The sequence below is a fragment of the Streptomyces nitrosporeus genome, from assembly GCF_008704555.1.
Taxonomy (GTDB): domain Bacteria; phylum Actinomycetota; class Actinomycetes; order Streptomycetales; family Streptomycetaceae; genus Streptomyces; species Streptomyces nitrosporeus.
The window spans coordinates 3,960,267-3,979,812 of record NZ_CP023702.1 but is presented as its reverse complement, the minus strand read 5'-3'; the positions used below and the strand labels follow the sequence as shown (position 1 = coordinate 3,979,812).

18 protein-coding genes and 1 CRISPR repeat array are annotated in these 19,546 nt (G+C 70.8%); of the genes, 8 read left to right on the top strand and 10 right to left on the bottom strand.

Going from position 1 to position 19,546, the window contains the following annotated elements; translation table 11 throughout:
• Nucleotides 1-383 precede the first annotated feature (383 nt).
• Nucleotides 384-1,232, top strand: coding sequence for a GNAT family N-acetyltransferase (locus CP967_RS17710; RefSeq protein WP_150488904.1), 849 nt, complete (start codon nt 384-386; stop codon nt 1,230-1,232).
• Nucleotides 1,233-1,336: 104 nt separating this feature from the next.
• Here CP967_RS17710 and CP967_RS17705 read toward each other — a convergent pair whose 3' ends face one another.
• From CP967_RS17705 to CP967_RS17695, 3 genes are all read right to left on the bottom strand, one after another.
• A complete protein-coding gene (locus CP967_RS17705; RefSeq protein WP_150491908.1) occupies nt 1,337-1,750 on the bottom strand; it encodes a YunG family protein in 414 nt (137 codons plus the stop codon).
• Between the two features lie 195 nt (nt 1,751-1,945).
• Nucleotides 1,946-3,601, bottom strand: coding sequence for a SpoIIE family protein phosphatase (locus CP967_RS17700; RefSeq protein ID WP_229888499.1), 1,656 nt, complete (start codon nt 3,599-3,601; stop codon nt 1,946-1,948).
• 279 nt (nt 3,602-3,880) lie between these two features.
• Nucleotides 3,881-4,645 (bottom strand): alpha/beta hydrolase, encoded by a 765-nt coding sequence (locus CP967_RS17695; RefSeq protein WP_229888500.1) that lies wholly within the window; start codon nt 4,643-4,645, stop codon nt 3,881-3,883.
• A 169-nt stretch (nt 4,646-4,814) separates the two neighbouring features.
• Here CP967_RS17695 and CP967_RS17690 point away from each other — a divergent pair, with 169 nt between their 5' ends.
• From CP967_RS17690 to CP967_RS17680, 3 genes are all read left to right on the top strand, one after another.
• Entirely contained in the window at nt 4,815-5,300 is a 486-nt protein-coding gene (locus tag CP967_RS17690) for a peroxiredoxin (protein ID WP_150488902.1), read from the top strand.
• 105 nt (nt 5,301-5,405) lie between these two features.
• Nucleotides 5,406-5,927: an NfeD family protein gene (locus tag CP967_RS17685; protein WP_150488901.1), complete on the top strand. Its 522-nt coding sequence runs from the start codon at nt 5,406-5,408 to the stop codon at nt 5,925-5,927.
• A gap of 282 nt (nt 5,928-6,209) precedes the next feature.
• Nucleotides 6,210-7,694 (top strand): SPFH domain-containing protein, encoded by a 1,485-nt coding sequence (locus CP967_RS17680; protein ID WP_229888501.1) that lies wholly within the window; start codon nt 6,210-6,212, stop codon nt 7,692-7,694.
• A 144-nt stretch (nt 7,695-7,838) separates the two neighbouring features.
• Here the strand turns inward: CP967_RS17680 and CP967_RS17675 are convergent, their stop codons facing one another.
• Together CP967_RS17675 and CP967_RS17670 are read right to left on the bottom strand one after the other, a co-directional pair.
• On the bottom strand, nt 7,839-8,243 hold the full coding sequence (locus tag CP967_RS17675; protein WP_150488900.1) for a hypothetical protein: 405 nt from the start codon (nt 8,241-8,243) through the stop codon (nt 7,839-7,841).
• A gap of 199 nt (nt 8,244-8,442) precedes the next feature.
• Nucleotides 8,443-8,772 (bottom strand): hypothetical protein, encoded by a 330-nt coding sequence (locus CP967_RS17670; protein ID WP_373300409.1) that lies wholly within the window; start codon nt 8,770-8,772, stop codon nt 8,443-8,445.
• 119 nt (nt 8,773-8,891) lie between these two features.
• Between CP967_RS17670 and CP967_RS17665 the strand changes: the two genes are divergently transcribed.
• Both CP967_RS17665 and CP967_RS17660 read left to right on the top strand, forming a co-directional pair.
• Nucleotides 8,892-9,722 (top strand): helix-turn-helix domain-containing protein, encoded by an 831-nt coding sequence (locus tag CP967_RS17665; RefSeq protein WP_150488899.1) that lies wholly within the window; start codon nt 8,892-8,894, stop codon nt 9,720-9,722.
• Nucleotides 9,715-9,927, top strand: coding sequence for a DUF397 domain-containing protein (locus tag CP967_RS17660; RefSeq protein WP_150488898.1), 213 nt, complete (start codon nt 9,715-9,717; stop codon nt 9,925-9,927). The genes CP967_RS17665 and CP967_RS17660 overlap by 8 nt, the downstream gene beginning before the upstream one ends.
• Before the next feature lie 143 nt (nt 9,928-10,070).
• On the opposite strand, the gene CP967_RS17655 is transcribed toward CP967_RS17660, so the two are convergent.
• The 4 genes from CP967_RS17655 to CP967_RS17635 form a co-directional block, all read right to left on the bottom strand.
• Nucleotides 10,071-11,030: a threonine/serine dehydratase family protein gene (locus CP967_RS17655; protein WP_150491906.1), complete on the bottom strand. Its 960-nt coding sequence runs from the start codon at nt 11,028-11,030 to the stop codon at nt 10,071-10,073.
• Between the two features lie 295 nt (nt 11,031-11,325).
• A CRISPR array of direct repeats spans nt 11,326-11,904; the repeat unit is 29 nt; unit sequence GGGGTCATCCCCGCGTGCGCGGGGAGCAG.
• 164 nt (nt 11,905-12,068) lie between these two features.
• Nucleotides 12,069-13,283, bottom strand: coding sequence for a hypothetical protein (locus CP967_RS35135; RefSeq protein WP_268253040.1), 1,215 nt, complete (start codon nt 13,281-13,283; stop codon nt 12,069-12,071).
• Nucleotides 13,284-13,463: 180 nt separating this feature from the next.
• Nucleotides 13,464-13,892: a DUF6892 domain-containing protein gene (locus CP967_RS17640; protein WP_150488897.1), complete on the bottom strand. Its 429-nt coding sequence runs from the start codon at nt 13,890-13,892 to the stop codon at nt 13,464-13,466.
• Nucleotides 13,893-13,996: 104 nt separating this feature from the next.
• Nucleotides 13,997-14,482: a carboxymuconolactone decarboxylase family protein gene (locus CP967_RS17635; RefSeq protein ID WP_150488896.1), complete on the bottom strand. Its 486-nt coding sequence runs from the start codon at nt 14,480-14,482 to the stop codon at nt 13,997-13,999.
• Between the two features lie 185 nt (nt 14,483-14,667).
• Here CP967_RS17635 and CP967_RS17630 point away from each other — a divergent pair, with 185 nt between their 5' ends.
• Nucleotides 14,668-15,642 carry an RNA polymerase sigma-70 factor gene (locus tag CP967_RS17630; protein WP_229888502.1) on the top strand — a complete coding sequence of 325 codons (975 nt, stop codon included), beginning with the start codon at nt 14,668-14,670 and terminating at the stop codon, nt 15,640-15,642.
• A gap of 276 nt (nt 15,643-15,918) precedes the next feature.
• Here the strand turns inward: CP967_RS17630 and CP967_RS17625 are convergent, their stop codons facing one another.
• On the bottom strand, nt 15,919-16,482 hold the full coding sequence (locus CP967_RS17625; RefSeq protein ID WP_150488894.1) for a Uma2 family endonuclease: 564 nt from the start codon (nt 16,480-16,482) through the stop codon (nt 15,919-15,921).
• Nucleotides 16,483-17,001: 519 nt separating this feature from the next.
• Between CP967_RS17625 and CP967_RS17620 the strand changes: the two genes are divergently transcribed.
• A complete protein-coding gene (locus CP967_RS17620; protein WP_150488893.1) occupies nt 17,002-18,252 on the top strand; it encodes a helix-turn-helix domain-containing protein in 1,251 nt (416 codons plus the stop codon).
• Nucleotides 18,253-19,546: the final 1,294 nt, after the last annotated feature.

Below are 19,546 nucleotides of genomic sequence, written 5' to 3'. Positions count from 1 at the left end.
ACGTCCCGTCTCCTCCCGTCGCCCCCACTCCTCTCGCGTCCCCTCGCGCCCCCGCCCCGCCGGGCCGCGCCCCCTTCCCTCGCCCCCCGCCGACCCCGGCCCCGGCCCGCCCGAGCCGGGTGGCCTCCACCGGTTCCCGGCGGTCTGCCCCGCCGGGAATCCCCGTGACCGGCGGGGCAGCCGGTCCGCAGCCACCCAGGCTGACCGGCCGGTCAGTTGTCGCACGACCTGCGAAGGGGCCATACTGCACGGGTAGCCCTTCACGCATCCCCCGTCGTGAAGGGCTACATCAGCGCGCGGCCCGTGCTCCGCGCCGGTGCTCTGCTCCCGAACCCCCCGTGCCGGTCCACGTGAACCGGACCCGCGCCGGGCAGGACCGGTCCATGCCGACTTTCGAGATCACCACCGCGAGCGCCGACGACATCACCGTGCTGGGCGAATGGGCCCATGCCGAGGGGTGGAATCCCGGACTCACCGACGGGCAGGTCTTCTTCGCCACCGACCCCTGCGGTTTCCTCATCGGGCGCCTCGACGGCGAACCGGTGTCCTCGGTCTCCGTGATGCGGTACGGCACCTCCTTCGGCTTTCTCGGCTTCTACCTGACCCGCCCCTCGCTCCGCGGCCGGGGCTACGGCATCCAGGTCTGGCGGGCCGGTACGGCGCGGCTCTCCGGGCGCACCGTGGGCCTCGACGGCGTCCCCGCCCAGCAGGACAACTACCGCAGGTCCGGTTTCCGTACGGCCTGGGGGAACGCGCGCTACGAGGGGCTGGCGCCCAGGGACGTCGCCCCGCCCGCCGGTGTGTCCCTCGTCGACGCCCGTTCACTGCCCTTCGCCCGGCTCACCGCCTACGACCGCCGCTTCTTCCCCGAGCCGAGGGACAGCTTTCTGGCCCCCTGGGCCACCGCGCCCCGGCACACCGCCCTGGCCGCCGTGCGGGACGGGGAGATCGTGGGGTTCGCCGTCCTGCGCGCCTGCCGGGCCGCTTCCCGCATCGGTCCGCTGCACGCGGAATCGGCGGAGGTGGCGGCGGCACTCGTGAGCGCGCTCGCCTCGTCCGACCCGGACACGCCCGTCGCGATCGACGTACCGGACGTCAACCCGGCTGCCGTGCCGCTCGCCGAACAGCTCGGGCTCACACCGTCGTTCGACACGGCCCGGATGTACACCGGCCCTGTGCCGGACTTCGACCGGGCGGGGGTCTTCGGTATCACCAGCCTCGAACTCGGCTGACATCCGCCCCGTCCGGGATCCGGCGGGCATCCGGCCGGGGGCCGGTGGGCACCCGGCCGGGGGCCCGTGGGCGCCGGGCCGGCGCCCACGGGTGCTCGGTTCCCTCAGTCGGCGGTCCGTTGCGCCGGGACCCGTATGCGCCCGCGCAGCCGCTCCAGCACCCTGTCGCGGAGGAGCTCGTACTCCTCGCGCAGGCGGACGATCTCGGCCGGGCGCTCGATCACCACACCGCCGGACACCTTCTCGTGCTCCTCGAACTGCTCGCGCGTGAGGTCGATCTCGATGCCCATGCCCAGGCGGTTCCACCAGTGGTAGTCGACGCGCTCGCCGTCGACCAGGACCTCTCCCCGGATCAGCTCGCCCCCCAGCAGGTCGTTGACCACCATGGCGGTGACCCCGCACTGGTCGCGGGCGGGGTTCCCCGGATTCCACCGGGGCCGGTGCACGGGTGTGGTGGTGTCCGCGTCCCAACTGCTGCGGATGGCAGCCTCGATGTCGGTGAGGAGCAGAGGTTCGATGCCATGGGATTCCATGCCGCCGATCCTCGCAGGCGCCACTGACAACGCCGGTGCCCCGAGGGAAGGCGGGCCCGCCCGCGCACTCCGCCCCGGGCCCCACGGACCGTCCCGCACGGCCGTGAGACCCGGCCCGGCCGTGAGACCCGGAACGGCCGTGGCACCCGGCCCGGCGCCGCCCCGGGGCAGCCGTGCCGCTCAGCCCTGTGATCCGAAGGCCACGCCCTCGCGGACCCGCGTGGCGAGCACCGCGATGTCGTCCTCCGCGTCCTCCGCGAACCGGTCCAGGGCCTGGTCCAGCAGGTCCTCCAGCCGCCCGCTCGCCGGCATCGAGAGGCTTTCCAGCCGCGCCACCGACACGTCGATGTCCTCTCCGCGCCGCTCCACCAGCCCGTCGGTGTACATGAAGAGCACCGTGCCCGGACCGCACGGCACCTCCGTGGTCACGTACCCGTCGAAGCCGGACCCGAGCGGCGGACCGACCGACATCCGCACCACATGGCCCCGGGGCGCCCCGGGGTCGAGGAAGACCGGTGGCAGGTGTCCGGCGCTGGCCAGCCGGCAGGTCCGGCGGAACCGGTCGACCACCGCGAGCAGACAGGTGGCGGCGCGGTCGACGCCGGAGCGCACCACCGCCTCGCCGAGGCGTTCCAGGATGCGGTGCGGCTCCATGTCGTCCTCGGCCACGGCACGCAGGATCGACCGGTAGTGGCTCATCGCCACGGCGGCCTCGACCCCGTGGCCCATCACGTCACCCATCGCCTTGAGGTGCCGGCCGTCCCGCAACGGGATGACGTCGAACCAGTCGCCGCCCACCAGCGCCCCCTCGTCCGAGGGCCGGTACCGGCTGGCGACCTGGACGTGGGGGTGCGGGACGGCTGGTCTGGAGAGCAGGGAACGCTGGAGCTCCTTGGCGATGGTGTGCTCGTGTGCGTAGCGCCTGGCGTGGTCCAGGTCGACGGCGGCGCGGCGGGCCAGTTCCCGTGCGACCACGACGTCCGCCGCCTCGGTGAACGCCGGGGAGTCACCGCCGCGCAGCAGTCCGAGGACGCCCACCGGCCGCCCGCGCACCGCGAGCGGGACGGTCACCACCGAGTGCAGTCCGACGGAGCGGTAGGCGGCGCCCCGGTCCGGGGTGGAGATGGAACGGCTCATCTCCTCCTCACCGAGGAAGTTCTCGACCACCGGCCGGTTCGACGACAGACAGCGCGCGACGGCGGCGTCCGGCTGGTAGTCGAGGTAGTCCCCCGGTCCGCCGAACCGTTCCGCGTCGACCTCCAGCACCGGGCTCGTGGCCAGGGCCGCCCGGCGCATCCGGAGCACTCCGGCCGGCGGTCTGCGCACCTCGTGCCCCACGTCCGAGGGGAAGACGTCGACCGTGGCCGCGTCGGCGAGGGCCGGCACCACGAAGTCGGCGAGCTCCTGGCATGTCACGTCCATGTCGAGAGTGGTGCCGATCCTGGCCGAGGCGGTGTCCAGCAGTGCCAGGTAGCTCCTGGTCCGCTCGACCTCCTCCTGCTGGCGCCGGGTGGTGCCGATCTCCATGATCAGACCGACCAGTCCGCGTACCACCCCGTCTTCCTCCAGCCGGTGGTAGGCCGCCTGCCAGTGGCGCTTGCCCTCCGGGGATTCGGCCCAGGTGTGGCCTCCGGAGACGATCTGCCGGGGCCTCCCGTCGGCCAGGACCTCCTTCAGTACGTCGGTCCGGATGTCCACGTCGGGCAGCACCTCGGTGATGACCTTGCCCAGGTGCGCGGCGGCGGGGATGCCGTTGAGCCGTTCGAGTGACGGGTTCACATAGAGGTAGCGCAGTTCCGTGTCGAGCAGGGCCATGCCCGCGGGGCTGCCGTGCATGAGGGCTTTCGTGCCCGCGAGATCGAAGGGCGCGGGCGGGGCGGCGGGCTCTTCGGCCGGCAACGGGGCCTCCGGGGATAGGGGCGCGGCGGCGCGGGGCGGACGGACGGGCCGAGGACCTGCCCCGTCCCGGTCTTCCATCGTCTGCCTCCCCGAGCGGCGCCGCATCCCCTCCGCGCGGCGCCGCGCCCGCGCCCCCGCCGCACCGCGCCCGCGCCCCGTCCCCGCCGTATCCGCGCCATGCCGCATCCGCCGTGCGGCACCGGCCCGGCGCCCGGGTCAGGGCCCGCCCGGTACTCCCCGCGCGCCCGGCACTCCCTGGGGGTGGCCGCGTCCGCCGCCCGGCCCCCGCAGTTCCGCCCCGGTGAGCACCAGCGTGCCGTCGAAGGCCGGGGCGTCCGGCGGCAGGGCGAAGGCCGCCTCGATCCGGTCCGGCACGGGGGCCAGTCCGAGCAGTCCCGCCACCAGGGCCTTGGTCAGGCGGTGCCAGGCCGGTGCGCGTCTCAGCATCGCGTGGTCGCTCCCGGGGACCGTCACCAGGCAGGTGCGGGCGCCCGCGCGGCGGGCCCGCGCGGTCAGCGACTGGGAGGCCAGCGGGCTCGTCACCCGGTCCCGGGAGCTGTGCAGCAGGACGACGTCACGTCCGGCGAGCTGTGTCACCGGGTCGCCCGGCGGGCACCAGGGCGCGAGGCCCACCACCGAGCGGACCAGGGGGTGCCCGGCGGCGTGGAGCGCGGCACGTGCGCCCATGGAGTGGCCGAGCAGGACGACGGGGATGTCCCCCGCCTCGCGGCGCAGGCGGTCGAGCGCCCGTACGGCGTCGTGCAGCGGGTCCTGCCGCGTGCCGTTCCAGCCCCGGTGCGTGTAGCGGACCCGGCACACCCTCACCGGCTTCTCGCCGCGCACGGCCCGGGCCACCCCCACGGCGAACGGCAGCATCCGCAGGCCGGGGAGGTTCAGCGGTCCGGGTGCGGGGGGTGCCAGCCCTGTCTCGTAGCCGCCGTGGAGGACGAGCACCGCTGCCGACGGCGGACGACGGACCACACAGACCTCCAGCCGGGGGCGCGGGGACACGGGGACCGGCGCCCCGTGCGGCTCCTGCCCGTCCGGCGGGAGCCGCACGGGTGGGGCCGGGGACACCGGCCCGTCAGAAGTGGCGTTCACTGTACGAGGCCCGGACCCGTCCGCGTACCGAAACCGAGGAGCTCCCCCGATGGCATCAGGACCCGAAATCGGCTCAGTCGCACCCGACTTCACGCTGCCCGGCGGAACACTGACCGACGACGGCTTCGTGCGGCGCGACCACACGCTCTCCGCCGCACGCGGCCGGGCGGTGGTGCTCGCCTTCTACCCGGGCGACAACACGGCTGTCTGCACCAGGCAGTTGTGCTCCTACTCGTCGGGGCTGGAGACCTTCGAGGGGCTGGACGCGGAGGTCTGGGGGATCAGCCCGCAGGACGTGGACAGCCACGAGTCCTTCGCCCGCGCCCACGACCTGCGCATGCCGCTCCTGGCGGACACCGGACGCGAGATCGCCCGCGCCTACAAGGTGGCCGCCCCCGGGATCGGTGTGCGCCGGTCCGTGTTCCTGATCGGTCCGGACGGGGTGCTGCGCTGGAAGCACGTCGCGCTGCTCGGCGCCACCTTCCAGTCGCTCGGCACACTGGCCGAACACCTTTCCGACATCAAGAACGGGTAAAGACAGACGAGTTCAGGCAGTACCCCTCGGCGGGCGCGTATGGGATCATTCGGCCAGTTCGACGTCATCACTTCGGGGGAAGTCGAAAGTCGGGGGCTTGATCACATGACCATATTCCTTGGTCTCGGAATAGCCGGAATCGTTCTCCTCACCCTGTCACTGATCTTCGACGGCATCCTCGAAGGGCTCTTCGGGGATGCCTTCGGCGGAATGCTGAACGGCTTCTTCGACGGGCTGCTCTCCCTGCCCGTCGTCGCCGGTTTCGTCTCCATGCTCGGCTTCGGCGGCGCCATCGTCCTCGGCACCACCGGTCTGGGCGCACCCGCGGCCGTCGCGGCCGGCGCCGCCGCCGGGTTCGTCGCCGCCTGGCTGACCTGGAAGTTCAGCAAGACCCTGATGCGGGACCAGACCACGGCCACCCCGCGCGGCGAGGACCTCGTCGGCACGTCGGGCTCCGTGGTGACCCCCATCCCCGCCGACGGTTACGGCGAGGTCCTGCTGCGCCTCGCCGGCCAGACGGTGAAGTACTCCGCCAAGAGCGCGGCACCCGTCGCGCGGGGCACGGAGATCTGGGTCGAGGGCACCCTGTCCTCCACCTCCGTGACGGTCCGCCCCGTCGAACGCTGACGCCCCGGCCCGTCCCGGCCCACTCCACCGCGTCCCGCCCCGCCCCACCACGTCCCGGCCTCACCGCACACGAGCCCGCCGTACCCGCCGCTTCCGCCGCACCCGCCGTATCCGTCGCACCCGTCACTTCCGCCGCACCCCGCGTGGGCGGCGCCCCTCATTCCCTCGCACCCGCCCGCACTCTCCCGAACCGTCCGAACGATCCGAGCGTCCGAACAGTCAGAGAACTCCGCACAGTTGGAGCAAGCTGCCATCCCCAGGGTGGCAGGGGGGACACGTCTCATGAGTCCAGTAGTGATCGCCGTCGCCGGCGTCGTCGTACTCGCCGTACTCCTGGCCCTCGCGGTCATCACCCGTTACAAGGTGGCCGGTCCCAGCCAGGCATTCATCATCACCGGCCGTCGCGGGAAGAAGTCCGTGGACCCGGTCACCGGGCGCACCAGCATCGACAACAGCGGCCAGAAGGTCGTGGTCGGCGGCGGGGTCTTCGTCGTGCCGTTCGTCCAGCAGAGGTTCACCCTGGACCTCTCCAGCCGTCACATCCCCGTGGCCGTGCGCGGCGCCGTCACCCTGCGGGGCATCAAGTCCAACCTGGACGGTGTCGCCATCGTCAAGGTCGGCGGCAGCGAGGACGCGATCCGGGCGGCCGCCCAGCGCTTCCTCCAACAGCAGAAGGGCATCGTCGGCTTCACCCAGGAAGTCCTCTCCGGTGCCCTGCGCGCCATCGTCGGCCGGATGTCGGTCGAGGACATCATCCGGGACCGTGCCGCCTTCGCCGCCCAGGTCGCGGAGGAGGCCGAGGCCAGCCTCTCCGGGCAGGGCCTCATCCTGGACGCCTTCCAGATCCAGGACATCACCACCGAGGGCTCCTACCTGGAGGACCTGGGCCGCCCGGAGGCCGCCCGCGCCAAACAGGAGGCCGACATCGCCGAGGCCATCGCCCGGCGCGCCTCGGAGCAGGCCCGGCTGAAGGCCGCCGAGGAGATCGCGATCGCCGAGCGGACCTTCTACCTCAAGCAGGCCGAGATCAAGGTCGAGACGGAAGCCGCCGCGGCCAAGGCCAACGCCGCCGGTCCGCTCGCCGAGGCGGCCCGCCGCCAGGAGATCCTGACCGAGCAGGAGAAGGTCGCCGAGCGCCAGGCCGCCCTGACCGACCGCGAACTCGACACCAAGGTCCGCAAGCCCGCCGACGCCGCCCGCTACCAGGCCGAGCAGGAGGCCGAGGCCCGCCGTATCGCCCAGGTCAAGGAGGCCGAGGCCGCCGCGGAACGCGCCCGTCTCACCGGTCAGGGTGAGAAGCTCCACCGTTCCGCGCTCGCCGACGCCGTACGCATCGAGGGTGAGGCGGAGGCCGCCGCCATCGCCGCGAGGGGGTCGGCGGAGGCCGAGGCCATGCAGAAGAAGGCCGACGCCTTCGACCGCTACGGTGACGCGGCCGTGCTCCAGATGCTGGTCGAGGTCCTGCCGAGCGTCGTCGCCAAGGCGGCCGAACCGCTGAGCGCCATCGACAAGATGACCGTCATCTCGACGGACGGCGCGAGCCGGCTGTCCCGTACGGTCACCGACAACGTGGCCCAGGGCATCGAACTCCTCAGCTCCACCACGGGAGTCGACCTGGCCGCGCTGCTGGGCAACCTCAAGGCGCGTACGGCACAGCCCGCCGCGGACGCCTCCGTACCGGCCCCTGCGCCTGCCCCGGTACCGGCTCCCGCGAAGGTGAAGGCGAGGACGAAGGCCGGATCCGAGGCGATCGAGATCGAGGGCTGAGACCGGCCCGGCACCTCCGCACGGCGAGTCCGGGGAGACCCGGGGAAGCTCCGGGGAGGCCCGGCGAGTCCCCGTCCGGCGTACCACCGTCCGGGCGGGGACTCGCCGCGTCCGGGGCGGGGCCGCCCCGGTGGCCCGGCCGGTTCACAGGTAGAGCTGGCGGCCGCAGCCCTGGCAGTAGGTCGTGCCGCCGCGCCGCTCGGTCCGCCGGTGCTCACACACCAGCCCTCTGGACGGACCGGAACCCCCGATCGGGCCGGGGGCCCCGGCCGGCCGGACCGTGGCGTACGGCCCGGCGGGGACGGCCCGCACATCCCGTGCGTGCGCCTGGGCCCGTACCAGTTGACCGAGCTCCACCAGGCAGGGGCCACAGGCGTAGACGTCGCCCGTCGCTCCGGGCGTCGTCACCGTGCCGACCCACAGGACGGCCACGTCCTCGCGACGGCAGTACAGCCAGCAGGCGCCCGCCACCCACGCCCCGCCGTCGCCGGGCCGCGCGACGGGAGGCCACGCGTCACGCCACGGGTACCCGGTGGTCGGTGCGGACATCACACCCTGCCTCCGTACGCCCTGTGTCCGCACGCCCCGCTCCCGTGGGCCCGCGCGCCTCCGGCCCGTACCGCCGTAGCCCGCGCGGACACGGCGCCCCGGGAGCCTGCGGCCCGGAGACAACGGCGCGTGCGACGGTTCACGCGCCGGATCGCCCGTCGGGGCACACGCCGGGAAACGCGTCGGGAAACGCGCCGGGTCACGCCTCCGCGTCCGGCCGGTGTACGCCCGTTCCGAGTCGGAGCGCGGCAGCGAGCTTGCGGGCCGTGTCCACGTTGCAGCGCCCCAGCTCGACCAGTACGAACGGCGCCGTACCGGCCCACGACACGGCGTCCAGCCCGAGGGACGGCAGCTTCACGCCCGCGGCGCTGAGCGCGTCGCGCAGGTCGGCGCTCACCTTCTCGGCCTCCTCCACCGCGTCCGCCATGCCCGCCGCCGTGTCCGCGACGTCCGCCGTACCCGCAGTGTCCGTAGCGTCCGCCATCTGCTGCCGTCCCGCCGTCTCCATGCCTGACATCCCGTACGTCATCGACCGTTCACTTTCGTTTGCTCTGTGTGATTGCCTCCTCACACCATGGACTCGGAGTGCGTACGCTCAACAGGTCTGGAGCCATTCCAACGCGTGGGGAATAGCGGGGAGTTGAACAGGTGAACGAAGAAGCCGAACGGGAGTACGGGCCCACGAACGGTGCCGCGTACTTCGGCGCGGAGGCCAAGGCCCTGAGGGAGACGCTGGGCCTCTCCCAGGGCGCTTTCGCGGACCGGCTGCACTACCGGCAAGCACAGGTCAGCAAGGTGGAGAGCGGCACCGTCCTGGCGTCGGCCTCCTTCGCGGAGGCCATGGACCGCGCCGCCGGCACACCGGGGGTGTACGCCCGCCTGCGCGCCAAGCTGAGCAAACAGGGGCACCCCGAGTGGTTCATCCCGTACATCGAGCTGGAGAAGACGGCGGCCAAGGTCGAGGACTACTCGAACGCCTTCGTCATGGGGGTGCTGCAGACCTCCGAGTACGCCGAAGCGGTGTTCCGCTCGGCCCACCCACGCGAGACGGACGCGCAGATCAAGCACCGGGTCGAGCTCCGTCTACGTCGGCGGGAGATCCTTGAGGGGGAGAATCCGCCCCTCTTGTGGGTGATCCTTCACGAAGCGGTACTGCGCGTGGTCGTCGGCAGCCACGCCGTCATGGCCGGGCAGCTGGACCACCTGCTCCAGATGGCCGCGAACCCCCATGTCTCCCTACAGGTAATGCAGTTCGCAGCGGGTGCTCCCTCATCAGGGCTCCCGTTTATCCTGCTTACGCAAGCCGACGGGACATCCGTCCTGTACTCGGAGACGACAGGGCAGGGGCAGGTGAACGACTCCACGACGGCTGTACGCCACTGGACGGCCACCTATGAGCGGTTGCGCGCCTCGGCCGAGTCCGAGACCCGGTCACTGCGTCTTATCCGGTCGATAAGGGAGGAACACGCGAATGAGTAACTCGTCGAACCCGCGTGGCATGCGTTGGATCAGCAGCACCTACAGCGACGGCCAGGGCGGCAACTGCGTGCAGTGGGCTCCCGGTCACGCGCGTACGACAGGTGAGTTCCTGGTCCGCGACAGCAAGAACCCGGCCGGTCCGCACCTCACCCTCACCCGTGAGGGCTTCGCCGGCCTCGTGGAGTTCGCCAAGCACCAGGACTGACGCCGCGCCGGCTCTGCCCGGGGGCGACGGTGGTGGAGTACGCCGCTCGCGTCTCGGCGGAAAGCGGCGCGAGCGCCGTACTCGGCCCGGCACCCGCCTGCCGGGCCGTGTCCATCAGAGTCTGTCTGCCAGGGTTCGCACGGTCAGCGCAGGCCGAAGCGATCGGCCCACTCGGTCACGTCCGCGATGGTCGCGTTGCCGCCGCAGACCACCAGGCCGAGCCTGGCCCCGTCACCGACCCGCTCCAGCACCCGGCGCGCTGCGGGCAGCAGGCACCCTGCGGCGGGCTCCCCCCAGACCTTCCCGTGCTCGGCCAGGTCCAGGATGCCCTGCACGGCTTCGGCGTCGGTCACCGTGAGGACATCGGTGACCAGTGCCGCGGCATGCTCGTAGGTGAGCTGCGAGGCGCTGGGAGCGCTCAGGGTCGAGACGATCGAGGACAGCTCGACCGGCACCGGACCTCCCTGGGCCAGGGCCTCCGACATGGCCCGCGCACCCGCGGTCTCCACGCCCCAGACCCGTATCCCGGGACGGCACGCGTGCAGCGCGGCGGCGACCCCGGCGATCAGCCCCCCACCGCCGATGCTGACGAGTACGTCGGTCAGCTCCCCGGCGTCCTCCGCCATCTCCAGGCCCACCGTGCCCTGGGCGGCGATCACGACGGGGTCGTCGAAGGGGTGGACCAGGGTGAGGCCACCGGAACGGAGCTCCTCCACCAGGGCAAAGGCTCTGTCCATCGTGTCGGCGAGGACGACGTTCGCCCCTGCGGCCTTGGCGATGTCCACGGCACGGCCGGGGGCGGACCGGGGCATGACGACGGTCGCCTCGATGCCCAGCGCACCGGCCATGACGGCGGTCGCGATGCCGTGGTTCCCCCCGCTCACCGCCACGACCCCGGCGGCCCGCTCGTCCTCGCCGAGCGCGAGCAGCTTCGCCGTCGCACCCCGCGCCTTGAAGGAACCGGTGCGCTGGAGGAGTTCCAGTTTCACGGTGACATCCGCGCCCAGGAACGCCGACAGCCCGGAACTCGGCACCGTCGGGGTCCGTACGACATGCCCGGCGATCCGCTCGGCCGCGGCTTCCACGTCCGCAACAGTGATCAACACATCCGCCTCCGCTCACGTGAAGTGGCCCGCGGCGACCAGTTCCGTGCGTCTCCCCGCCGCCGAAGCAGTGACCACATGAGTGCCGCGGCTGCGCACGGCGATCGGCCGCGCGCCGATGCGATCACCCTATGCCGCCCGGGTGGAGGGGAGGTAGGAGCCATCCCACGCCGGGAGCGGGGCGGGCCGGGTGCGGGCCGGGCCGGGCCGGGTGCGGGTCGCGGGGCGGGGCGGGGCGGGGCGGGCGAGGCAGGGCGAAACGCGAGCGGGGCGGGCCTGGCGCGGCCCGGCCGCCTGGGGTGTCCCCGCGTGCGCGGGGAGCAGCGGGTCCTCACGCGCCAGCTGCGACACACGCTGGGGGTCATCCCCGCGTGCGCGGGGAGCAGCGGTAGCGCACGGTGACCGACGCGGCCGGGTCGGGGTCATCCCCGCGTGCGCGGGGAGCAGTCGGCCCGGTACTTGCCTCTGCTGCCACCGCCGGGGTCATCCCCGCGTGCGCGGGGAGCAGTCCGTCCAGCAGTAGTGGGCGGACTTCGCGCCGGGGTCATCCCCGCGTGCGCGGGGAGCAGATGGTGAGCTTGCCGCCGGTCAGGGCCATGTAGGGGTCATCCCCGCGTGCGCGGGGAGCAGTCCAAGGCGGTCAAAGCCCTGATTGCGGACGGGGGGTCATCCCCGCGTGCGCGGGGAGCAGAACACCGAGATCCGCGACCAGCTCAACTCGATGGGGTCATCCCCGCGTGCGCGGGGAGCAGGGGCGCGGTGATGGTGACTGCGGCCGTCAGGAGGGGTCATCCCCGCGTGCGCGGGGAGCAGCTGGTGAAACATTCTCTGCGAGCTGGTAGACGGGGGTCATCCCCGCGTGCGCGGGGAGCAGTCTATTTGACCTGCGGGTTTATCCGGCGGGAGCAGCGGTTTCTACCAACTTCACCGACTCGGACATTTCGCACCTACCTCCCAGGGGGCACGGGGAAGCCGCCAAGCACACCCCCTTGCCGCCCGGCCCAGGGTAGGCCCTCACCCCACCACCGAGAACACCGTTCACGTACTGACGACGCGCTGCGCCTCCACAGCCGCGACCCGCTCCCGCCACGGAACATGCCGATAGACATCATCATCGTCATCCACCACAGGCCCCACAGACAGCCCCGGCGGCCCGGACAGCGAAGGCGCAGGAACAGCCGCACCCGTCCCGCCCGCCGCCTCTTCCGCCAACTGCGCGGCCCGCTTCCGCTCCCAGACCTCCCAGGCCACCTGACGACGGCAAGGCCCGCAGTGGGTGTCCCCCTCACCGCCCCGGAAGACATGCTCATCCCCCGGACCCTGACACGTCACCCACCCCGCCTGAAGCGGCAACCGAGCACCCCCTCCCCGGCCCACCAGCCCCACACCCGCCCCTCCGGAACGCGTCAGGCCGAGAGGACGGGCCGGAGCCTCCGGCAGCTTCTGCACCAACCGCCACCGCACGAACCCCACCGCCGAACGCACCCCCGCAGACGGCAGATCACTGCTCAGCACCCGGCACAACTCCTCCACCGACACACCCCGCCGCAACCACTCCACCGCCAACCCCACCAGCCTGCGAACCTCCACCACCCCCAGACGCAACGACCGATGCACCCGCCACAACCCCAACAGAGCACGCTCAGCCTCAGCCTCCTGCGCACTCCACGGACCCACCACCACCGAACCCGACCCCGGTCCCGGTCCCGGTCCCGGCCCCACCGCCGGCTCCGGCTTCGTCGAAGCGGTTTCGGTGGGTGGGTGGGAAGAGTTCTTCTCCCGTTCTTCATCTACCGGTGTATAGCCACCGGCTTCCGGACATCCCGGCTGACCGACCGTCGGATTCCGCTCACTCGGAAACACCTCACCACCAGAACCAGCACCAGCGGTACCGACGCCCGCCTCCCGGAGCCTGAACGCCTCCTCCGGCTCCAGCGGCATATTGGCCAGCAACTGCTCGGTGGACCAGAACCCCCGCGCGTCCTGCACTCGCCACTCGTGCAGGTAACCGTGCGCCACCAGCAACTTCTTGAGCTTCTGATACGCCCGGCCCGTGATCTTCAGCTTCTGCGCATGCTCGCTGAGGGCCACATCGCGGCGTTCGGCGGGAAGTCCCTGCACATAGAGAAGAATGATCTTCGCGTCACTGCTCAGACGCGGATCGCGTACCAGGTCGTTCGCGGCCTTCGTATAGCCGCGCGACAGCGCGGTAGCATGCCAAAGCATCCCGGTGGTCTCCTTGGAATCAGCCACTGGCGGTGAAGGTCCTCGGCCGGTGCTTCCTACACACGTCCGGGGACCGCTCCGTATACGCATATGTACGCGTGCACACACGGAGCGTGATGACTCGCTCACCGTAGCGCAGCCGAAAAGCCACCCTCGCCACACAGCCAAAACATCAGCCATAAGGGTGGATTACGCGCTTCACCCTCATCAGTCGACGGTGATCCCCCGCGCCGCGAAACGTTCCATCATGTCCGGCACGTCGATCATGTCCTCGCCCAGGACCCGCTTCAGATTCGGCAGCAGATCCAGATCGTCCAGCGACCGCACGTCGAAGAGGCCGTCCTCCCCGTCCCAGATGGGGGCGCACTCGTGGTTCACCTGATTACCGCCGTCAATGACGAGTTCCTCCACCGACGCCAGCAACTCGTCGCTGATCTCCAGGGCTTCGAAGTAGGCCCGCGACTCGTCCAGCACGGTGTAGGCGAGTCCCTTGTCGTAGACGTACCGGTAGACGTCACTGGCGCCCTTGGCGCGGAGCAGCTCATCGATGCGGAACACGGGTGTGAGCGTCCCGTCGATGTACATGAGGGTCTCGACGACCGCCAGCTTGAAGTTGAAGTCCTTGAACTCAGCCATGCGGGGATGAAAGCACGCCCCACCGACAAGGCCGCACCGCCCCGCTCTCCCAGGACGGGCCTGCGAGGGAGCGGGGCGGTGCGGGGCGGTGCGTCGCCGGCCGGTCAGCCGAGGGCGGCGGCGAACATGCCCGCCTCGTACGATCCGCCCTGCTGGTGCGTGATCACCGCCATCCGGTTGGCCGCGTTGATCAGGGCCACCGAGGCGATCAGCGCGGCGGTCTGGTCGTCGTCGTAGTGCTTGCGCACCTCGGCCCAGGTCTCGTCGGAGACGCCTCGGTTCGCGTCACCGAGCCGGGTGCCCTCCTCGGAGAACGCCAGCGCCGCCCGCTCGGCCTCCGTGAACACCGTGGACTCGCGCCAGGCCGCGACCAGATGCAGCCGTACCGCCGTCTCACCGGCCGCCGCCGCCTCCTTGGTGTGCATGTCGATGCAGTGACCGCAGCCGTTGATCTGGCTGGCACGCAGCGCGACCAGTTCCTGTGTGGAGCTGGGCAGCGACGACTGCTGGATCACCATGCCCGCGTTGGCGAACCGCTTGGCGAACTTCGAGCCGATCTCGTTCTCGAACAGGTTGAACCGGGTCTCCATGATGTCGTCCTCACTCGTGGTGTCGCCGTCGTACTGACGAACACGAGACGCCGCCGGGCCACCGCCTGTGACAGACCGGCCCGTGTGACGTAGACCATCGACCCGGGCTGTCACAGAACCGGGGCGGCCGGCGTCCTGTGCGCGTGACGGACATGGTGCGGAGAGCTGACGGACAGGAGAACTCGGTGGAGAGCGAGCACCCGGTGAACCCGGAGAACGCGGGCGGCACGGCCGGGGCCCCCGGTGAGGACAGCGGTGGACGCCCCGGAGCCGGGAGAGGTACGGACCCCGCCACCGAGGCGTTCATCGCCCACCGCAACCTCCTCTTCACCGTCGCCTACGAGATGCTCGGCTCGGCCGCCGACGCCGAGGACGTCCTGCAGGAGACCTGGCTGAAGTGGGCGGGCGTCGACCACGGGACGGTACGCGAACCGCGCGCCTACCTGGTCCGGGTCACCACCCGCCAGGCGCTGACCCGGCTGCGTACGCTCGGCCGCCGCAAGGAGTCCTACGTCGGTACCTGGCTGCCCGAACCGCTGCTGACCGCCCCGGACGTGGCCGACGACGTCGAACTCGCCGACAGCGTCTCGATGGCGATGCTGCTGGTCCTGGAGACGCTCACGCCGACCGAACGGGCGGTGTTCGTCCTGCGTGAGGTGTTCGACCTCGGGTACGACGAGATCGCCGAGGCCGTCGACAAGAGCCCGGCCGCGGTACGCCAGATCGCGCACCGGTCCCGCTCCCACGTCGCGGCCCGCCGCCCGCGCGAGACCGTCTCCCGGTCGGAGTCCCGGACCGCGCTCGACGCCTTCCGCCGGGCGACCGAGACCGGCGATCTACAGGGCCTGCTCGACATCCTGGCCCCGGACGTCGTCCTGCTCGGCGACGGCGGCGGAATCAAGAAGGCCGTCCTGCGGCCCGTCATGGGCGCCGACAAGGTGGCCCGCCTGCTGACGAACGGGCTGGTCAAGGTCCCGGGCGCGGTCTCGTTCGCACCGGCGCAGGTCAACGGCCACCCGGCCATGGTCATCCACCTCGACGGCGAGCTCGACACCGTCGTGGCGCTGCGCATGGACGACGGCCTCATCACGGGCCTCTACGCCGTACGCAACCCGGAGAAGCTGTCGCACATGGGCCGGGAGACGATCCTGCACCGCTGAAGCCCCTCCCCCGGGCGTCGCGTCCGCACCACGCGACGGCTCGGGCGGGCCGGGTTCACGAGCACCCGGCCGCCGGGATCATCCCCTCACGCGCGGGGAGCAGCGGTGCCGTGCGAGGGCGCGCGTCGAGCCGGCGGGGTCATCCCCGCGTGCGCGGGGAGCAGGGGTCGTCGCCGTCCCGGCCGAACTCGATCCCGGGGTCATCCCCGCGTACGCGGGGAGCGGTCCGGTACGGCCTCTTCCCGGCCGCCGGCCGCCTGCCGGGCGGCCACCGGCTCAAACGGCCGAGAGCCCGCCGGTGTCGATGGCCACATCGAACGGATCGGGCAGACGCAGCACGGCCCCGAACGGATGCGGCCCGTCCGCCTTGGAGTACCCGAGTCCCCCCGGCTCCGAGAAGAGCGTCACGCTGCCCTCGATACGGTCCACCAGCAGATAGAGCGGAGCCCCGTACTCCGCGTACCGGCGTCGCTTCACCACCCTGTCGGTCTCCGCGTTCGACTCCGAGGTGACCTCCACGATCAGCAGGGTCTGCTCAGGCAGCAGAGCACCGCCACCCTTCGCCAGTTCCTCCGGCACCACGGCGATGTCAGGGACGTACCAGTTCGAGGAACCCGGAAGGTCCAGATTCCCCGACCCCTCCACACAGCCGAGTTCGTCCACCCGGTTCTCGATCTGGCGCCGTACGAGTCTGGCGACGCGCTCGTGGTCCCAGGTCGGTGACACCGGCTCGATGATCCCCTCGATGATCTGCACACGCTCCCCGCGGATACGCTGCACAGCGAATTTCAGGGCGCGTTCAGCGTCAACGCCCTGACTGTAGTCCGGAGCACTCGTCATCAGACCCGCTTCCGCTCATCATCACTACTATGGCGATCCGATACGCCGACATCGGCAACTCGACTCGTCTCCGCATGCATACAGAAGGACGTTGCTCTTCCACCGTGGGAAGCCTTCGGGGTCATCCCCGCACGCGCGGGAACCGAAGAGCGAATGATTTCCTCGCAGTGCCGCGCGGAATCATCCCCGCGTGCGCGGGGAGCAGAGCATCGCGCTTCATTATGGCAAGGGGTGTGTGAAGCATCCACGCACGCGCGGGAAGCAGCGCAATCAGCTCCACGCTAGTCGACTAACGCGGGGGTCATCCCCGCACGCGCGGGGAGCAGGGGGTCGGCCAGGTCATCTGCTACCGGCACCCGGGGTCATCCCCGCACGCGCGGGGAGCGGTCTTGCCACCCACTCTCATCACAACGGCCGGAGGAACGCTCTGTCATGTTCGGCATCAGTAACGCACCCCGTCAAGAAGGGCCTTGCCCCATACCCTGGCAGGGACGGACTGAACAGAAGAGGGGAAAGGCCATGCCGGACGACGCTACCCCCGACCCGTACACCGACCCGATTCGATTCGGGCAGCGCATGCAGATCCTCCGAACCCGCCGAGGTCTCAGCCGATCCGTTGCCGCCGGTCTGCTCGGCATGTCGCCCTCGTGGGTGAAGCAGGTGGAGAGAGGAGAGATCGGCATGCCGAAGCTCCCGACCATACTGCGGATCGCGGAACTGTTGCGGGTGCGGGATCTGACCGACCTGACGGGAGATCAGTCTGCGCCTGTGAACCTGTTCATCGGACCGGGGCACCCGCGACTTCAGGCAGTCCGAGACGCGGTTGACTCACTGGTGTTCGACGGAGACCGAGAGGGTCCGTCCGTGGCACACCTCAGAGCCCGGCTGGTGACAGCCTGGGCGGCGCGGCACCGGGCAGCAAACCACCGGGAGGTCATCGGCGGGCTCCTCCCCGACTTGATCCGAGATGCGCAACTCGCCGTACGACGGACCGACACGGCGGCGGACCGGCGGACAGCACAGGCAATCCTGTCCGAGGTCTACTCGCTCTCACAGTTCTTCATCGCATACCAGCCTGACAGCGCCTTGCTGTGGCGGGTAGCCGAGCGGGGCATGGTCGCCGCGCAGGAGTCCGAAGACCCACACGCGATCGGTGTGGCCGCGTGGCTGGCTGCTCAGGCGCATCGGGACAGCGGCCCCGCGCACTTCGATGCTGCGGACAACATGACAGTGGGGGCGCTGGCCCACCTGGAACAGCACCTCCCCGGTGCCGACGACCGCACTACCGCGATCGTCGGAGCGCTCCAGTTCGAGGCAGCGTACACAGCAGCCCGACGTGGCGAGAGTGGTGCCGCGTGGGGATGGTGGGACAAAGCGGAGAAGACCGCGAAGAAGCTGCACGAGGGGTACTACCACCCAGTGACGAGCTTCAGCAGGGCAATCATGCGCGCACACGCGGTGACGGTGGCGGTTGAGCTGCGCGCCGGCGGCGAGTCCGTGCGGCAGGCCGTGGCTGCGGACTCGACCGCGATCCCGTCTCGTCCTCGACTGGCCCGGCATCGCATCGAGGAGGCCCGCGCCTACCAACTCGACGGCCAGGCCGAAACCGCCCTCGCCACCCTGGAGAAGGCTCACAAAGCCGCCCCCGAAACGATCAAGTACAACGGGTATGCGCGACGAATCGTGCTGGAGGAGACGGAATCCAGGGTCCCGGCACGACGGCAACGGGCTGCGGTACTGGCTGAACGTCTCAGACTGCTCGCCGCATAATCGAGCACGTGAACGAGGGGCAGGAATCCTGCCCCTCGTTCCTTGTCTGCGTTCCTACGGTCGGGGACACCTGTCCGACGACCAGGAACGATGAGCATGACGATGACGATGAAGGTGTACAAGGTAGGCCGTGACGGCACCCTCCGGGTGTTGCGCGAGGAAACCGAGGTCGCCCCGCAGGACACAGTGGAGACGACCAGTTGCTACCCGGTGTGCAGGTGCCCTCTCTGCCTCGTGGAAGTGGCGTCATGACCACTCCGCCGTCTCCTGTCCTGGAGGCTGCGTACCGGGCTTACATCGTTCACATCCAGGGCTGTGCGACTTGCAGAACCACCGGGACGAACTGTGCCGAGGGCGCCGACCTGCGAGCCGTTTACCAGGCAGCGGAGAAGAGGCCCTGCACATGACCGAATCTGAGCAGCAGCCCATTCCTACACCCGTACAGCAACCAGGAAACGCGCTGGACCCGGAGGACGTGTTGGCGAACCTCATCTGGCTCCAAGAGACCCGCGCGGAGCGTCTCGCCGACAACCAACGCAACAACTGGGCCTCCGGCCCCTGCCCGTCAGTCGGCCGAGGGCAGAAGGGCGACCAGTAAGGGCTTGAGCGCTCAGACGGTCCATGGAGGCTTGGAGTGCTGCGGGTTCGGGCTATCCCCGCACGCGCGGGGAGCAGGCCAGGGTTCCGGCGGTGTGGCCGACGCCGGCGGGGGCATCCCCGCAGGCGGGGAGCAGGGGCGGGTCAGGTCGCACTGCCCGTAGAGGGCGGGGTCATCCCCGCACGCGCGGGGAGCAGGGCGTACCTCCGGCCAGCTCGCGACCGTACCCAGGGTCGTCCCCGTGTGCGCGGGGAGCAGCACGGAGGTGCTATTTCCCCGGAGACTCCGCCAACTTGAAGTCGCAGGTCAAGGGGCTGGTGTGACCCGTACTCGGGGGGCTCAGTCTGGTCGTGGGCGGCAGTCCGCGAAGAAGATCGTTCGTCAGGAGCCGCTCTCCTTAGGGTCTGCCGGGGAACAACATGCGGTCCGGCGACATGCTGACCTGCGAAACCAAGCTGCAAAACCCACAGGTTAATTTCCGGCAGACCCTCAGGGGCTCGTAACGCGATCACGGCCGGGACTTCTTGAGGCGTGTGGAGCAGATGAGGCTGCAACCCAACGAGACGAAGGCGTCGTGGAGTTCGATACGTTGTTCTCAGCGGACCGCGAGGCGTTTGAGCTGGTGGAGCAGGGCGAGGGGCTGCTCGACGACTAGCGGAGCTTGCCCAGGCCCTTGATGTTCGGGGAGCCCTTGCG

Bases quoted from the DNA above. Each gene is read 5' to 3' on its own strand.
- CP967_RS17710 (WP_150488904.1), top strand. From the start codon at position 384: ATGCCGACTTTCGAGATCACCACCGCGAGCGCCGACGACATCACCGTG.
- CP967_RS17700 (WP_229888499.1), bottom strand. From the start codon at position 3,601: ATGCACGGCAGCCCCGCGGGCATGGCCCTGCTCGACACGGAACTGCGC.
- CP967_RS17690 (WP_150488902.1), top strand. From the start codon at position 4,815: ATGGCATCAGGACCCGAAATCGGCTCAGTCGCACCCGACTTCACGCTG.
- CP967_RS17685 (WP_150488901.1), top strand. From the start codon at position 5,406: ATGACCATATTCCTTGGTCTCGGAATAGCCGGAATCGTTCTCCTCACC.
- CP967_RS17680 (WP_229888501.1), top strand. From the start codon at position 6,210: ATGAGTCCAGTAGTGATCGCCGTCGCCGGCGTCGTCGTACTCGCCGTA.
- CP967_RS17675 (WP_150488900.1), bottom strand. From the start codon at position 8,243: ATGTCCGCACCGACCACCGGGTACCCGTGGCGTGACGCGTGGCCTCCC.
- CP967_RS17670 (WP_373300409.1), bottom strand. From the start codon at position 8,772: ATGACGTACGGGATGTCAGGCATGGAGACGGCGGGACGGCAGCAGATG.
- CP967_RS17660 (WP_150488898.1), top strand. From the start codon at position 9,715: ATGAGTAACTCGTCGAACCCGCGTGGCATGCGTTGGATCAGCAGCACC.
- CP967_RS17640 (WP_150488897.1), bottom strand. From the start codon at position 13,892: ATGGCTGAGTTCAAGGACTTCAACTTCAAGCTGGCGGTCGTCGAGACC.
- CP967_RS17635 (WP_150488896.1), bottom strand. From the start codon at position 14,482: ATGGAGACCCGGTTCAACCTGTTCGAGAACGAGATCGGCTCGAAGTTC.
- CP967_RS17625 (WP_150488894.1), bottom strand. From the start codon at position 16,482: ATGACGAGTGCTCCGGACTACAGTCAGGGCGTTGACGCTGAACGCGCC.
- CP967_RS17620 (WP_150488893.1), top strand. From the start codon at position 17,002: ATGCCGGACGACGCTACCCCCGACCCGTACACCGACCCGATTCGATTC.